Below are 14542 nucleotides of genomic sequence, written 5' to 3' on the forward strand. Positions count from 1 at the left end.
GGGCGTCGGGGGCGGAGCGGACGTCGGGGGCGGAGCCCGGTTCAGCCCGGGATGTTGTCGAAGGGCGCGACCAACAGCCGCAGCAGGGCGGCGAGTTCGCCCTGCTGGTCGGAGCTGAGCTGGGCGAGCAGTTCGCGCTCGTGCGTCAGCAGGCCGGCCAGTGCCTGGTCGGCGCGGTCGCGGCCGTCGTCGGTGAGCCGGACGAGCACGCCGCGCCGGTCGTCCGGGTCGGGCAGGCGCTTGACCAGGCCCTTGCCGGTGAGCCGGTCGATCCGGTTGGTCATGGTGCCGGAGGTGACCAGGGTCTGGGTGAGCAGTTGGCCGGGGGAGAGCTGGTACGGGGAGCCGGCCCGCCGCAGGGCGGTCAGGACGTCGAACTCCCAGGGCTCCAGGCCGTGCTCGGCGAAGGCGGTGCGGCGGGCGCGGTCGAGGTGACGGGCGAGCCGGCTGACCCGGCTGAGCACCTCCAGCGGCTCCACGTCGAGGTCGGGGCGCTCTCGGCGCCATGCTGCGACCAGCCTGTCGACCTCGTCCTCCATGACGATCAGTGTATCGGTGGATGTGTCGATGTGAAGTCTCTTGACATCGAGAAATGTGCCAGCGACGCTACCTGAGATATCTTGATGTCGAGATACCTGCGAGGTGAACCATGACCAGCCCCGTCTGGGACCCGGCGCAGTACCTGCGCTTCGCCGACGAACGCACCCGCCCGCTGCGCGACCTGCTCGCCCGGGTCCCCGCCCTGCCGAACGAAGTCCTGCCGCCCGAAGTCCTGCCGCACGGGGAACCGTCGGACCGGAACGGACCCGTCGCGACGATCCTCGACATCGGCTGCGGCCCCGGCAACTCCACCGCCGTGCTGCGCCAGCGCTGGCCGCGGGCCCGGATCATCGGCGTCGACAGCTCCGCCCCGATGCTGGAGACCGCCCGCACCGAGGGCGAGCCCACCGCCGAGTACCTGCTCGCGGACGCCCACGACTACGACCCGGCCCCGGTCGGGCCCGATCTGATCGCCTCCAACGCGACCCTCCAGTGGGTGGACGGGCACCTGGCGGTGCTGCCGCGCTGGGCGGACGCCCTCAAGCCCGGCGGGGTGCTGGCCTTCCAGGTGCCCGGCAACTTCGAGGCCCCCAGCCACACCCTGCTGGCCGACCTGCGCCGCAGCCCGCGCTGGCGTGACCTGCTGGGCGACGACGCCGTCCGCAACGGCGTCCACGAGCCCGGGCGGTACCTGGACGCCCTGGCCGGGGCCGGGTGCGCCGTCGACGTCTGGGAGACCACCTACAGCACGTTGCTGCCGGGGCCGGACCCGGTGCTGGAGTGGGTCAAGGGGACGGCGCTGCGCCCGGTCCTCGGCCGGCTCACCGACCCGGCCGACCGGGCCGCCTTCCTGGCGGAGTACGGGCGGCTGCTGCGCGGGGCCTACCCGGCCGGGCCGCACGGGACGGTCTTCCCGTTCCGGCGGATCTTCGCCGTCGGGGTCAAGCAGTAGCCGGGTCAACAAGCAGTAGCCGGGTCGAGCAGTAGCCAGGGAGGGTGAGCGGCCGGGAGCGCGGACCGCCCGGGGCGCGAACGGCACCCGGGCGGTCAGCCCTTGCGGTCGCCGACCAGCCGCGGGTGCCGCTCCAGGCCCTCCAGCCCGTGCCAGGCCAGGTTCACCAGGTGTGCCGCCACCGTCGCCTTGTCCGGCTTGCGCACCTCCAGCCACCACTGGCCGGTCAGCGCGACCATCCCGACCAGCATCTGCGAGTACATCGGCGCCAGCCGGGCGTCGAAGCCCCGGGACTTGAACTCCAGGCCGAGGATGTCCTCGACCTGGGTGGCGATGTCGCTGATCAGCGAGGCGAAGGTGCCGGTCGACTGGGCCACCGGGGAGTCCCGGACCAGGATCCGGAAGCCGTCCGTCGAGGTGTCGATGTAGTCCATCAGCGCGAACGCCGCCTGTTCCAGCAGCTCGCGCGAGTGCCCACCGGTGAGCGCGCCCGTCACCATGTCCAGCAGCAGCTGCATCTCGCGGTCCACCACCACCGCGTAGAGCCCCTCCTTGCCCCCGAAGTGCTCGTACACCACGGGCTTGGAGACCCCGGCGCGCTCGGCGATCTCCTCCACCGAGGTGCCGTCGTAGCCGCGCTCCGCGAAGACCGTCCGGCCGATCTCCAGCAGCTGCTCCCGGCGCTGCTTGCCGGTCATCCGGACCCGGCCGCCCCGGCGGCGCGGGGCCGGTGCGGTGGCGGGTGCGGCGGCGGCGCGGTCCGCGCCCGGCTCGGCCCCGCCGCCGGCGGGACCGCCCCCGGGGGCCGCGCCCGCCGCTGCGGCGGCCCGCGGACGGGCCGGCGCCGTTCCGGGCGCCGCGTCCGTCCGCGTGCTGTGGTGACCGCCTGTGCTGTCTGCGCTGCTCCCGTTCACCCCTACATCATGCTGGAAGCGCCGCCTCATGCGGCGCGGCGGGCGGCGATCCGCTGCGCGTCCGGCCAGCGGACGTCCCGGACCCAGCCGGCCAGCTCGAACCAGCGGATCAGCCGGGCCGAGGAGTCGATCTGCCCGCGCAGCACCCCGTGCCGGGCCGAGGTCGGGTCGGCGTGGTGCAGGTTGTGCCAGGACTCGCCGCAGGAGAGGACCGCGAGCCACCAGACGTTGCCGGAGCGGTCCCGGGAGCGGAACGGGCGGCGGCCGACCGCGTGGCAGATCGAGTTGATCGACCAGGTGACGTGGTGCAGCAGGGCGACCCGGACCAGCGACCCCCAGAAGAAGGCGGACAGCGCGCCCTGCCAGGACAGCCCGACCAGGCCGCCGACCAGCGCGGGCAGCAGCAGCGAGATGGTGGTCCAGAGCCAGAACAGCCGGGAGATCCGCCGCAGCGCCGGGTCGCCGACCAGGTCCGGGGCGTACTTGAGCTGAGGGGTCTGCTCCTCGTCGAACATCCAGCCCATGTGCGCCCACCACAGGCCCTTGATCAGTGCGGGGACGCTCTCCCCGTAGCGCCACGGCGAGTGCGGGTCGCCGTCCTTGTCGCTGAACCGGTGGTGCTTGCGGTGGTCGGCGACCCAGCGCACCAGCGGGCCCTCGACCGCGAGGCTGCCGACGACCGCCAGCGCCAGCCGCATCGGGCGGGAGGCCTTGAAGGCGCCGTGGGTGAAGTAGCGGTGGTAGCCGACGGTGATGCCGTGACAGGTGAGGAAGTACATGGCGACGGTGACCGCCACGTCCGTCCAGCCGAGCCCCCGGCCCCAGGCCACCGGCACGGCGGCGACCAGCGCGGCGAACGGCACCAGGATGAACAGCGCGAGCGCGACCTTCTCGGCGGGGCCCTGCTGCTCCCCGCCGCGGGTGGCGGACAGCCGGGTCGCCGCGTCGGCGGAGGGATCGGGGGAGGGATCGGGGAGCGCGGCCTCCGCGCGCGCCTCGCCGGCCTGGATGGTCATGGGCGTCCCTTCGCGACGTCCCGGATCGGGACAGAGCGGAGCCTACGGTGGCGTAACTTACGGCATCGTAGGTTGCGCTCCGTGTCCAACGGAACACACCGCCGCGCGGCGCTTGAGTGAATTCACCCGACTGGATGGATGAACCCGGGGCCCCGGCCGTGCCCGGGTCGGGTGGACCGGACGGTCGGCATTGGTGGTAGATGTGGAGCGCGCTACCCCGTAGTCTTGGCCCAGCGCGCCGTCGGCCCACCGACGGTGGGAGCTCCGGTCCCGGATCGTCTAAGGGCAGGACAGCTGGTTTTGGTCCAGCTTATGGGGGTTCGAATCCTCCTCCGGGAGCACTGAGTACGGCCGCGGGCGGGCAGCCGCGGGCCGGGCCCCGGCATTCCGGCCGACCGCCCGGCACTATCCTCGAACTGCCAGAGCACATGTGCGGACCCGCGTTCTGGCCTGCTCTGCCCTCTCTGTGAACCTACTGAGGAGCCTTCCCGCATGGGTGCCAATTCGCTTGCCGCCGTTGTCGTGCTCGCCGCCGGTGGTGGGACCCGGATGAAGTCGAACAAGCTGCCCAAGGTGCTGCACGAGGTGTGCGGGCGCTCGTTGGTGGGTCATGCGGTCTCGGCGGCCGGGGAACTGACGCCGGGACAGCTCGTCGTGGTGGTCGGGCACCAGCGCGAGCAGGTCGAGGAGCACCTCGCGGCGCACTACCCGGCCGCCCGCCCGGTGGTCCAGGAGGAGCAGAACGGCACCGGCCACGCGGTGCGCACCGCGCTGGAGGCGCTGGTCGCCGACGGCGTGACGCTGGACGGCACGGTGATCGTCACCGCCGGGGACTCGCCGCTGCTGACCGGGGCCACCCTGCGCCGGCTGGCGAAGTCGCACGAGGCGCAGCAGAACGGCGTCACCGTGCTGACCGCCGTCGTGCCCGAGCCCTTCGGCTACGGCCGGATCCTGCGCGACGAGGACGGCACGGTCGCCGCGATCGTCGAGGAGCGGGACGCCACCGCGACCCAGCGGGCGATCGCCGAGATCAACTCGGGCGTCTTCGCCTTCGACGCCAAGCTGCTCGCCGAGGCGCTGGCCGAGCTGACCACCGACAACTCGCAGGGCGAGGAGTACCTGACCGACACCCTGGAGATCCTGCGCAAGGCCGGGCACCGGGTCGGCGCCGTGGTCGCCGAGGACCACCGGGACATCCTGGGCATCAACGACCGGGTCCAGCTGGCGCAGGCCCGCCGGCTGCTGAACGACCGCCTGCTGGAGCGGGCGATGCGCGAGGGCGTCACCGTGGTGGACCCGGCGACCACCTGGATCGACGTCCAGGTGACGTACGAGCCGGACGCCGTCGTGCTGCCGAACACCCAGCTGCAGGGCGCGACCCACCTGGGCGAGGGCTGCGAGGTGGGCCCGAACTCGACCCTGCGGGACACCGCGGTCGGCGCCGGCGCCCGTGTGAGCAACACCACGGCCGACCGCGCCGAGATCGGCGAGCTGGCCGCCACCGGCCCGTACGCCTACCTGCGGCCGGGGGCGAAGCTGGCCCGCAAGGCGAAGGTCGGCACCTACGTCGAGGTGAAGAACTCCGAGCTGGGCGAGGGCGCCAAGGTGCCGCACCTCTCCTACATCGGCGACGCCACCATCGGCGAGGGCAGCAACGTCGGCGCGGCCTCGGTCACCGTGAACTACGACGGGGTCAACAAGCACCGCACCGTCATCGGCGCGCACTGCCGCACCGGGTCGGACAACATGTTCATCGCCCCGGTCACCATCGGTGACGGCGCTTACACCGGCGCGGGCTCGGTCATCACCACCGATGTTCCGCCCGGCGCACTCGGCGTGAACCGCGCGCAGCAGCGCAACATCGAGGGCTGGGTCGAGCGCAAGCGCCCCGGCACGGTGTCCGCCCAGGCGGCGAAGGCGGCGACGGACGAGGCCGCTGAGGTCTGAAGGGTCACCCCGGGGCCGCTGCCGCGGTCCCGGGGCGGACGGTTTCTGCGCGGGCGCGTAACCTTGAGGTCATACGTGCGCCACTGGGCTTACCGCCCGTGTCCAGGCGTACCGACATTCCCCTGAAACCGTCTTGCGCACGGGCTGCGCCTGCTCGCGTTGGATGGTGGGGATCAGCGTCCGCAACGCGAGGAGACGGTGCAGTGAGCGGGATCACGACGTCGGGTGAGAAGAAGCTGAAGCTCTTCTCCGGCCGTGCCCACCCGGAGCTGGCGAGGGAGGTGGCCGCGGCGCTGGGTACCGAGCTGGTTCCGACCAAGGCCCTGGACTTCGCCAACGGCGAGATCTACGTCCGCTTCCTGGAGTCCGCCCGTGGCGCGGACTGCTTCGTGATGCAGAGCCACACGGCTCCCATCAACCAGTGGATCATGGAGCAGCTGATCATGATCGATGCTCTGAAGCGGGCCTCCGCCAAGAGCATCACCGCGATCCTGCCGTTCTACGGCTACGCCCGCCAGGACAAGAAGCACCTGGGCCGCGAGCCGATCTCGGCCCGCCTGGTCGCCGACCTGCTCCGCCAGGCCGGCGCCGACCGCCTGATGGCCGTCGACCTGCACACCGCGCAGATCCAGGGCTTCTTCGACGGCCCGGTGGACCACCTGTTCGCGCTGCCGATGCTGGCCGACTACATCGGCGAGCGGGTCGACCGCTCCAAGCTCACCATCGTCTCGCCGGACGCCGGCCGGGTGAAGGTGGCCGACCAGTGGTGCGACCGGCTGGACGCCCCGCTGGCGATCATCCACAAGCGCCGCGACGTCACCCAGGCCAACACCATCCTGTCGGCCGACGTCGTCGGTGACGTCAAGGGCCGGGTCTGCGTCCTGGTCGACGACATGATCGACACCGCCGGCACGATCTGCGCCGCCGCCGACGCGCTGTTCGAGAACGGCGCCGCGGACGTCGTGGTGGCCGCCACCCACGGCGTGCTCTCCGGCCCGGCCGCGGACCGGCTGAAGAACTCGCGGGTGAGCGAGTTCGTGTTCACCAACACGCTGCCCACCCCGGCGGAGCTCCAGCTGGACAAGATCACCACGCTCTCCATCGCCCCGTCGATCGCCGCCGCGATCCGCGAGGTCTTCGAGGAGGGCTCGGTCACCAGCCTCTTCGAGGGCGTGCACTGACGAAGCCCGCGCAGGCGGCCCCGGACCCGGTGCGGTCCGGGGCCGCCCGTGGTTCGGCCGCCGGAAGGGCCGATTTCACGCCGGGGGGCTTGTGCGGTTAGACTCGTGAGACTGCTCGGCGAGGGATGCCGTGTGCCTGCTCGACGGGCACCGACACCGTGATCGACGCGCTGCCGGTAGCGGATTCCGTCCGCCGGCAGAGGACGTTGCCGCCGAGTGACCCCCGAACGTACTGAGGGTGTGGTCCCGGCGGTTTTTCGCGTTGCCTGCACCCCCGCGCCATCTTCCACGAGGAGTGCAGTCGTGTCCGAGATCCGCCTTGCCGCTGAGACCCGCACCGAGTTCGGCAAGGGTGCCGCCCGTCGCGCCCGCCGTGCCGGCCTCGTCCCCGGTGTCGTCTACGGCCACGGCCACGCCCCGGTTCACCTGAACCTGCCCGGCCACGACCTGATGATGGCCCTGAAGACCCCGAACGCCCTGCTGGTCGTCCCGATCGAGGGCAAGGACGAGTACGTCCTGCCGAAGGCCGTCCAGCGCGAGGCCATCAAGCGCACCATCGAGCACGTCGACCTGCTGCTGGTCAAGCGTGGCGAGAAGGTCACCGTCGAGGTTCCGGTCCACACCGAGGGCGAGCTGGCCGCCGGCGGCAACCTGCTGGAGCACGTCCTGCAGGCCCTGCCGGTCGAGGCCGAGGCCACCCACCTGCCCGAGGCCGTCACCGTCTCGGTCGAGGGCCTGGAGGCCGGCGCCTCCGTCCTCGCCAAGGACATCGTGCTGCCGGCCGGCGTCGCGCTGGCCGTCGAGGCCGACGCCGTCGTGCTGCAGGTCATCGCCGCCCAGGCCGCCCCGGTCGAGGACGAGGCGGCCGAGGGCGCCGAGGCCTGAGCCTCGCGCACCGCTTAGCCGTTCGGCCGCTGCCCCGGTCGCTCCTCTGGAGCGGCCGGGGCAGCGGCGCGTCCGGGATGATGACGTCGAGCGCGAAGGAGAGTGGAGAGCATGGCGGACGACGAGTACGACGGCCCCTGGCTGGTGGTCGGACTGGGTAACCCGGGGGAGCAGTACGCCCGGAACCGGCACAACATCGGCTTCATGGTGGTGGACCTGCTGGCGCAGCGGATGGGCGCCAAGTTCAAGGCGCACAAGAGCCGGGCCCAGGTGGCCGAGGGGCGGCTCGTGGGCAAGCGGGTGGTGCTGGCCAAGCCGATGTCCTTCATGAACCTGTCCGGCGGGCCGGTGACGGCGCTGCGGGACTTCTACAAGGCGCCGGCCTCGGCGCTGATCGCCGTCCACGACGAGCTGGACATCGACTACGCGGCGCTGCGGCTGAAGCTGGGCGGCGGCGACAACGGCCACAACGGGCTGAAGTCGATCACCAAGTCGCTCGGCCCGGACTACCACCGGGTGCGCTGCGGGATCGGCCGTCCGCCGGGCCGGATGGAGGTCGCGGACTTCGTGCTGAAGGACTTCTCCTCGACCGAGCGCAAGGAGCTGGAGTGGTTCGTGGACCGCTCGGCGGACGCGGTGGAGGCGCTGCTGTCCGAGGGGCTGGAGCGCGCGCAGGGCAGCTACAACTCCTGACGGTCCGTCATGCGCACATCGTGCCGGGTACACAACAGTCGTACAACGCTTGCTCCGTCAAACCTGAATCCACGTGAGAATCCCGTGCGGGATCGGATAGCGTCGGCCGGGTACGCGAACGGGTCCTGGGGAGTTCTCGATGCGGAGATTGCGTCCGGTCCGCCGACTTCGGCGGCTCCGGGTGGTCCGGCTGAAGCGGTTCGGACGGAGGATCGGCACGGCCGGTGCGCTGGGGGCGGCCGGGGTGCTGCTGTCCGGCGGTGCGGTGGCGCACGCCGATCCGGTGGCCGAACCGGATGCGGTGGTCTCGCCGGAGCCCGCGGCGGCGCAGTTCGGTCCGGTGCTCGGCGACCCGGTCGGTCCGGACGCCGGGCTGCTGGCGGTCGGCGGCGGTCTGCTGGTCGCCTCCGGCGGAGCGGCGCTGTGGTTGAAGCGCCGGCGCGCGGGTGAACCCGCGGAGTAGCGACGTGCGGTGAGGGGCCGGGGTCCACGGGAGTGGGCGCCGGCCCCTCCTGCCGTCCGGGGCCGGTCCGCCCGCGGGGACGCGAAGGGGCCGTCGTCCGTCCGGTCGGACGGACGACGGCCCCTTCGGTGCGTCCGGGCGGCCGTCAGCCGGTGTTGCGCAGGCCGGCGGCGATGCCGTTGACGGTGAGCAGCAGCGCGCGGGCGCGCAGCGGGTCCTCGGGCCGACCGGTGGCGACCTCCTCGCGCTGGCGGCGCAGCAGCGCCACCTGGAGGTAGGAGATCGGGTCGAGGTAGGCGTCGCGGACGGTGAAGGTCTGCTTCAACACCGGGTTGTGCTCCAGCAGTTCGCTCTCACCGGTGAGCCGCAGCACCTCGCGCAGGGTGAGCTCGTGCTCGGCGACGATCTGGTCGAAGATGTGCCGCAGCTCGCCGGGCACCAGCTGCTCGACGTAGTGGCGGGCGATCCGCAGGTCGGTCTTGGCCAGCGTCATGGCGACGTTGGACAGGAAGTTGCGGAAGAAGTGCCACTGGCCGTACATCTCGTCCAGCACGTCGCCGAGGCCGGCCGCGCGGGCGGCCGCCAGGCCGGAGCCGACGCCGTACCAGCCGGGGACGATCTGACGGGACTGGGTCCAGCCGAACACCCACGGGATGGCCCGCAGGCCGTCCAGCCCGGCGCCGGAGTCGGGGCGGCGGGACGGGCGGGAGCCCAGGTGCAGCGAGGCGAGCTGGTCGACCGGGGTGGCGGCGAAGAAGTACTTCGGCAGGTCCTCCTGGTCGACCAGGGCGCGGTAGGAGGTGTGGGCGGCCTCGGAGACCCGGTCCATCGCGGCGTCCCAGCGGGCCAGTTCCTCGGGGGCCTGGCGCGGGGCGGTGTGCAGCGCGGAGGCGGCGAGGGTGGCGGAGATGGTCAGTTCCAGGTTCTCCCGGGCGAGCGAGGGGAGCAGGTACTTGTCGGAGATGACCTCGCCCTGCTCGGTGACCTTGATCTCGCCCTCCAGGGTGCCCCAGGGCTGGGCCAGGATGGCCTCGTGCGAGGGGCCGCCGCCGCGGCCGACGGTGCCGCCGCGGCCGTGGAACAGCCGCAGCCGGATGCCGTAGCGGTGGGCGACGTCGCGCAGTCGGCGCTGGGCGCGGTGGATCTCCCACTGGGAGGTGGTGATGCCGCCGAACTTGGAGGAGTCGGAGTAGCCGAGCATGACCTCCTGGACGTCGCCGCGCAGCGAGACGAGCAGTCGGTAGGAGGGGTCGGAGAGCATCTCGTCCAGGATGCGGTCGGCCTGCTGGAGTTCGTCGGTGGTCTCCAGCAGCGGCACGATGCCGATCTTGGCGATCCCGGCGTGCAGGTCGATCAGCCCGGCCTCGCGGGCCAGCACGGTGGCGGCGAAGACGTCGTCGGCGCCCTGGCACATCGAGATGATGTAGCTCTCGACGATCTCGTCGCCGAAGCGCTCGAAGCCCTCGCGGACGGTGTTGAAGACGCCGAGGGTCTTGGTGCCGGCCTCGTCCAGCGGGGCCGGGGTGGGGGCGAGCGGGCGGCGCGAGCGCAGCTCCTTGGCGAGCAGCTTCTGCCGGTACTCGCGGGGCATGTCGGCGTAGCGCCAGGCCTCCTCGCCGAGGCGGTCGAAGAGCTGGCCGAGCGCGTGGTGGTGGGCCTCGGCGTGCTCGCGGACGTCCATGGTGGCGAGCTGGAGGCCGAAGGCCTCGATGGTGCGGATGGCGCGGGCGAGCCGGCCGTCGGCGATCAGCTCGCCGCGGTGGGCGCGCAGCGACTCCTGGATCAGCCGCAGGTCGACGAGCAGTTCGCGGGTGCCGACGTAGTCGCGGCCCTCGACGTGCGGGGTGCCGCCGGCCAGCCGCTCGCGGGTGTTCTCCAGCTTGAGCCGGATGCAGGTGGCCTTGAGGCGGTAGGGCTCCTCGGCGTTCATCCGCTTGTAGCGCGGGCTGAGTTCGGGGAGCCGGTGCAGGTCGGTGTTGAGCGAGGCGAGCAGTTCGACCGAGGCGCCGGCCAGGCGCTCGGAGGTGGAGAGGGTGTTGCGCAGGTCGTCGATCGCGGCCAGGGCGTCCTTGATGCCGTACTCGTGCTGGAGGTTGAGGACGTCCCAGGTGACCTGCGGGGTGACGTTGGGGTTGCCGTCGCGGTCGCCGCCGATCCAGGTGCCGAAGGTGAGCGGGCGCACGCCGTCGGGCAGGTTCAGGCCGACCCGGGCGAGTTCCTCGTGCAGCTCCTCCAGGACGGAGGGGACGGCCTCGCGGTAGAGCTCGTCCAGGTAGTAGACGGCGTTGCGGGCCTCGTCGGTGGGCTCGGGGCGGGCGATGCGCAGCTCGTCGGTCTGCCAGAGCAGGTCGATGACCTCGGCCAGCCGGCGGTCGGCGGAGCGCTTGGCGCTGCTGGTGCGGGCCGGGTCGGCGGCGGCCAGGCCGGAGCTGAGCTCCTCGCGGTGGATGCGGTCGAGGAGTTCGCCGATCCGGCGCAGCTTGTTGAGCACGCTGCGGCGGGCGGCCTCGGTCGGGTGGGCGGTGAAGACCGGGCGGACCGCGAGGTGGGCCAGGGTGTCCCGGAGGTGCTTGGGGTCGGCCTCGGCGAGCTGGTCGGCGGTCTGCGCGAGCAGTGAGCCCTCGCGGGCCCGGCGGGTGGCGAACTCCCGGCCGCGGTGCACCTGTTCGGTGACGTTGGCGAGGTGGAAGTAGGTGGAGAAGGCGCGGACCAGCTTGGCGGCGGTGTCCAGGTCGATGTCGGAGAGCAGTTCGGCGGTGGCCTCGCCGTCGGTGCGGCTCAGCAGCCGGACCTGTTCGACCAGGCCCAGCAGTTGGGGGCCCTCCTGGCGGACCAGCGTCTCGCCGAGCAGGTCGCCGAGGCGGCGGATGTCCGCGCGCAGGGCGGCATTGTCGGCGACGGTGGTGGGGCTGTCCGCCGGGTTGGGGACCGGAGCGGTCACGGCTGGCTCCCTGTGGTGGTGGGGTTCGGCAACGGCTCATCGTCACAGGTCCACGCGCAGTGTGGCGGGTGTGACGCGTGCGGACCGCGCTGTCCGACGCGACCAGCATAGGTGTCGGGGCGGTCGCTGTCCGCGAGGTGGCCGGATGGCGGACAGGGGCGCCGAAAACCATCTGTGGTCTGGACCACTTGCCGGGCTCCCGGAGGTGTACCCGGCAATCCCGGTGGGGAAGGGAGGGGGTTGCCGCTTAACCTGTCACGCATGAGCAAGTCGCCTGGGGAGCGCGTGCCGGTCCGGTCGTTCTGGTGGTGGAAGCGGCCGAGGAGCGCCCTCCTGGACGTCGGGCTGGCGCTGCTCGCCGCGGTCGAGTGCTCGGCCAGCACGATCTCCTTCCTGTCCGCGCGGTTCCACGTGACCACCATGGGCGCGGTGGGCATCGCCGTGCTGGGCACGCTGGCCGGCGGCTCGTTGGTGGTGCGCCGGCGCTGGCCGGCCGTACCGGTGCTGGCGACGCTGCTGGTGCTGCCCGGGATGCTGGGCGTGCTGCTGCTGGTGGTGGGGCTGTACACGCTGGCGGAGACCTGGGAGTGGCCGTCCCGGCGCCGCCGGGTGGTGGCGCTGTCCGGACTGGCCTTCGTCGAGGCGGTCGGTGTGATGGCGGTGCAGTTCCTGACCCCGGACGACTCGATGACGGCCGAGCGGCCGCCGCTGTGGGGCATGGTGCTGCTGTCCCTGCTGGTCGCCGTCGGACTGACCGTCGCCCCGGTGGTGACCGGGCTGTACGTGGGGGCGCGGCGGCGGCTGATCGAGTCGCTCAAGGACCGCGCGCACGGCCTGGAGACCGAACTGGACCTGCTGGCCGAACAGGCCCAGGAGCGTGCCCGCCGGGCCCGGCTGGAGGAGCGCACCCGGATAGCCCGGGAGATGCACGACGTGGTGGCGCACCGGGTCTCGCTGATGGTGGTGCACTCCGGGGCGCTGGAGCGGATAGCCGTGAAGGACCCGGAGAAGGCCGCGCAGAGCGCCCGGCTGATGGGCGAGGTGGGCCGGCAGGCGCTCAACGAGCTGCGCGAGATCCTCGGCGTGCTGCGGATGGACGACGAGCGGCAGCCGGAGCCGGACTCGCTGGCCGGACTGCCCCGGCTGGTGGACCAGTCCCGGGCGGCCGGGATGGCGGTGACCCTGACGGTCAGCGGCAGTCGGCAGGAGTTCACCGCCGAGGCCGAGCAGACCGCCTACCGGGTCGTCCAGGAGGGGCTGACCAACGCGCACAAGCACGCGGGCGGGGCGCAGGTGTCGGTGCTGCTGGCGTACGCGCCGAACGGGGTGCGGGTCGGCGTGGTGAACGCCTGCCCGGGCGGCGAGCGGGGCGGGGCCCAGCTGCCCAGCGGGGGCAACGGGCTGGTCGGGATGCGGGAGCGGGTGATCGCGCTGGGCGGCACCTTCTCGGCCGGGCCGGAGGCGGACGGCGGCTTCCGGGTCGAGGCGGTGCTGCCGTCCCGGCTGATGGTCCGGGGCGACCGGTTGAACTAGGCCGGGCGCGCCCTACGGCGCCCCGTGCTCCTCGGCGGTGCGCAGCCGCTCCGGGGCGGTGCCCAGCACCAGCGCGCTGATCGCCTGGTCGATGCCGTGGCCGAGGAACCACTCGCCGGTGTGGTCCAGGCTGTACACCCGGCCCTCCTCGTCGACGGCCAGCAGCGCCTGCCCGTACGCCTCCTCGCCGAGCGGGGCGACCTGGCTGCCCAGTGCCCGGCCGAGGTCGAACAGGGTGCGCGGCTGGTGCAGGCCGCACAGCGGGTCGATCAGGAACGGGGTGCGGGCCAGCTGGCGGCCCGGCCCGGACAGGTCGAAGGCGAGTCCGCCGAACTCGGCCCAGGCCTCCACCGCCGCCGGGAACACCGCGTGCCCGGTCGCGCCGGGGCCGCCGCCGTGTCCGACCAGGGCGTCGGCCCACTCCTCGGCCTGCCGGATCTGCCACCGGCCGGGGTGCCAGCCGGCCGCCTTGAGCTCGGCGGCGACCTCGGCGGGGAAGCGCGGGCGGGTCCGCCCGGGGGCGGCGGCCGGGGCGAGGGTGGCCGGTGGGGGCGGGGGCGGGCTGGGCGGATTCAGGGCGTGCTCCGGGGCTCGGGGACAGGGGGGCGTGCGAGGGGCGCCAGGGCGCGGACGTCCGGCGTGCGGACGCTCACCGCGCCGGCGGCCCGACGGCAACGCTCAGTACGGTGAAGTGCTCCAGCATCGGGGCGCAGGAGCGGCACGGCGGGGCGTGGGTGCCGTGCGCCGGGTCGCCCTCCTCGCGGATCCGGAGGGTCGTCATCCGGGAGCCCTTGAGCGCCTTGCGGGCCTCGTGCAGGCTCATCGGCTTGCGGGCGGCGCGCTTGGAGCGCCTGCCGTCGACCGTGGTCAGGTGCTGGGAGAGCAGGACGGCCTCCGGGCAGCGCCCGGTGAACCGCTCGCGGGCCTCGACCGGCAGGGTGCGCAGGAACTCGTCGACCAGCGGGTGCAGGACCGGTCGCCGGTCGTCCTTGTCGCCGGCCAGGGTGTGCACCTCGCCGCCCTTGAGCGACAGCGCGGCGGCGACGGCGGGCAGCAGGCTGTCGCGGAGGTGGCGCAGCACGGGCGGGCCCGCGGGCTCACCGGTGGTCATGCGGTGTCCTCCTCCTCGTTCCTGGTGGTCCGGCTCCTGTTGGTTCCGGTCGGTCCGGGCAAGCCTGTCATTCGACACCGACAACCGCACAACCGGGGTGCGGGGCCGGGCGAACACCCGTGCGGTCGGCGGTGGATCGCGTTCCCGCCCCACCGGAATCCTGGCGGTGGAAGGGCCTGATCCGCACACCGTCGTCACGACATGTCCGTTGATTCACCGAAACCGCCCACGGCTCCGGGCCCGGGCCGGTACGGTTCCGGCAGCGAGCCGAAGGGGGGCCGTCCCGGCCGTACGGACACGTACCGGCGGGGCCGACTCCGCTTCCCGCGACGGAGGTTGGGGCCCGGGCGCCGGGGGCGGGCAGGG

At 72.9% G+C, this 14542-nt stretch carries 13 protein-coding genes and 1 tRNA gene; 8 read left to right on the top strand and 6 right to left on the bottom strand.

All coding sequences use genetic code 11. The annotated features are described in order from the left end of the window. Positions 1-41: 41 nt before the first annotated feature. Positions 42-539 (bottom strand): MarR family winged helix-turn-helix transcriptional regulator, encoded by a 498-nt coding sequence (locus tag ACIP4P_RS39055; protein ID WP_270144612.1) that lies wholly within the window; start codon positions 537-539, stop codon positions 42-44. A 110-nt stretch (positions 540-649) separates the two neighbouring features. Here ACIP4P_RS39055 and ACIP4P_RS39060 point away from each other — a divergent pair, with 110 nt between their 5' ends. Beyond that, positions 650-1492, top strand: a complete 843-nt coding sequence (locus ACIP4P_RS39060; protein WP_400927422.1) for a methyltransferase domain-containing protein — start codon at positions 650-652, stop codon at positions 1490-1492. Positions 1493-1587: 95 nt separating this feature from the next. Here the strand turns inward: ACIP4P_RS39060 and ACIP4P_RS39065 are convergent, their stop codons facing one another. Both ACIP4P_RS39065 and ACIP4P_RS39070 read right to left on the bottom strand, forming a co-directional pair. Then, a complete protein-coding gene (locus ACIP4P_RS39065; protein WP_030259955.1) occupies positions 1588-2190 on the bottom strand; it encodes a TetR/AcrR family transcriptional regulator in 603 nt (200 codons plus the stop codon). A 242-nt stretch (positions 2191-2432) separates the two neighbouring features. Then, positions 2433-3422: an acyl-CoA desaturase gene (locus ACIP4P_RS39070; RefSeq protein WP_400927424.1), complete on the bottom strand. Its 990-nt coding sequence runs from the start codon at positions 3420-3422 to the stop codon at positions 2433-2435. Positions 3423-3690: 268 nt separating this feature from the next. Here ACIP4P_RS39070 and ACIP4P_RS39075 point away from each other — a divergent pair. From ACIP4P_RS39075 to ACIP4P_RS39100, 6 genes are all read left to right on the top strand, one after another. Beyond that, positions 3691-3761 (top strand) — tRNA-Gln (locus ACIP4P_RS39075). Positions 3762-3914: 153 nt separating this feature from the next. After that, complete coding sequence (glmU, locus tag ACIP4P_RS39080; protein WP_400927427.1) at positions 3915-5369, top strand: bifunctional UDP-N-acetylglucosamine diphosphorylase/glucosamine-1-phosphate N-acetyltransferase GlmU; 1455 nt, start codon at positions 3915-3917, stop codon at positions 5367-5369. A gap of 203 nt (positions 5370-5572) precedes the next feature. Further along, complete coding sequence (locus ACIP4P_RS39085; protein ID WP_400927430.1) at positions 5573-6550, top strand: ribose-phosphate diphosphokinase; 978 nt, start codon at positions 5573-5575, stop codon at positions 6548-6550. Between the two features lie 303 nt (positions 6551-6853). Beyond that, on the top strand, positions 6854-7435 hold the full coding sequence (locus tag ACIP4P_RS39090; protein ID WP_400927433.1) for a 50S ribosomal protein L25/general stress protein Ctc: 582 nt from the start codon (positions 6854-6856) through the stop codon (positions 7433-7435). Between the two features lie 111 nt (positions 7436-7546). Continuing rightward, positions 7547-8128 carry an aminoacyl-tRNA hydrolase gene (gene pth / locus ACIP4P_RS39095; protein ID WP_400927436.1) on the top strand — a complete coding sequence of 194 codons (582 nt, stop codon included), beginning with the start codon at positions 7547-7549 and terminating at the stop codon, positions 8126-8128. 139 nt (positions 8129-8267) lie between these two features. Then, complete coding sequence (locus ACIP4P_RS39100; protein ID WP_350515341.1) at positions 8268-8591, top strand: hypothetical protein; 324 nt, start codon at positions 8268-8270, stop codon at positions 8589-8591. Between the two features lie 145 nt (positions 8592-8736). Here the strand turns inward: ACIP4P_RS39100 and ppc are convergent, their stop codons facing one another. After that, complete coding sequence (gene ppc / locus ACIP4P_RS39105; RefSeq protein WP_350515340.1) at positions 8737-11532, bottom strand: phosphoenolpyruvate carboxylase; 2796 nt, start codon at positions 11530-11532, stop codon at positions 8737-8739. A gap of 261 nt (positions 11533-11793) precedes the next feature. Between ppc and ACIP4P_RS39110 the strand changes: the two genes are divergently transcribed. Then, a complete protein-coding gene (locus tag ACIP4P_RS39110) occupies positions 11794-13065 on the top strand; it encodes a sensor histidine kinase (RefSeq protein ID WP_400927441.1) in 1272 nt (423 codons plus the stop codon). Between the two features lie 12 nt (positions 13066-13077). Here ACIP4P_RS39110 and ACIP4P_RS39115 read toward each other — a convergent pair whose 3' ends face one another. Continuing rightward, positions 13078-13641: an SUKH-3 domain-containing protein gene (locus tag ACIP4P_RS39115; RefSeq protein WP_350515417.1), complete on the bottom strand. Its 564-nt coding sequence runs from the start codon at positions 13639-13641 to the stop codon at positions 13078-13080. Between the two features lie 73 nt (positions 13642-13714). Continuing rightward, positions 13715-14176 carry a YwqJ-related putative deaminase gene (locus ACIP4P_RS39120; RefSeq protein WP_350515338.1) on the bottom strand — a complete coding sequence of 154 codons (462 nt, stop codon included), beginning with the start codon at positions 14174-14176 and terminating at the stop codon, positions 13715-13717. Positions 14177-14542: the final 366 nt, after the last annotated feature.

Origin of the sequence: Kitasatospora sp. NPDC089509 (genome assembly GCF_044749365.1) — a bacterium.
Taxonomy (GTDB): domain Bacteria; phylum Actinomycetota; class Actinomycetes; order Streptomycetales; family Streptomycetaceae; genus Kitasatospora.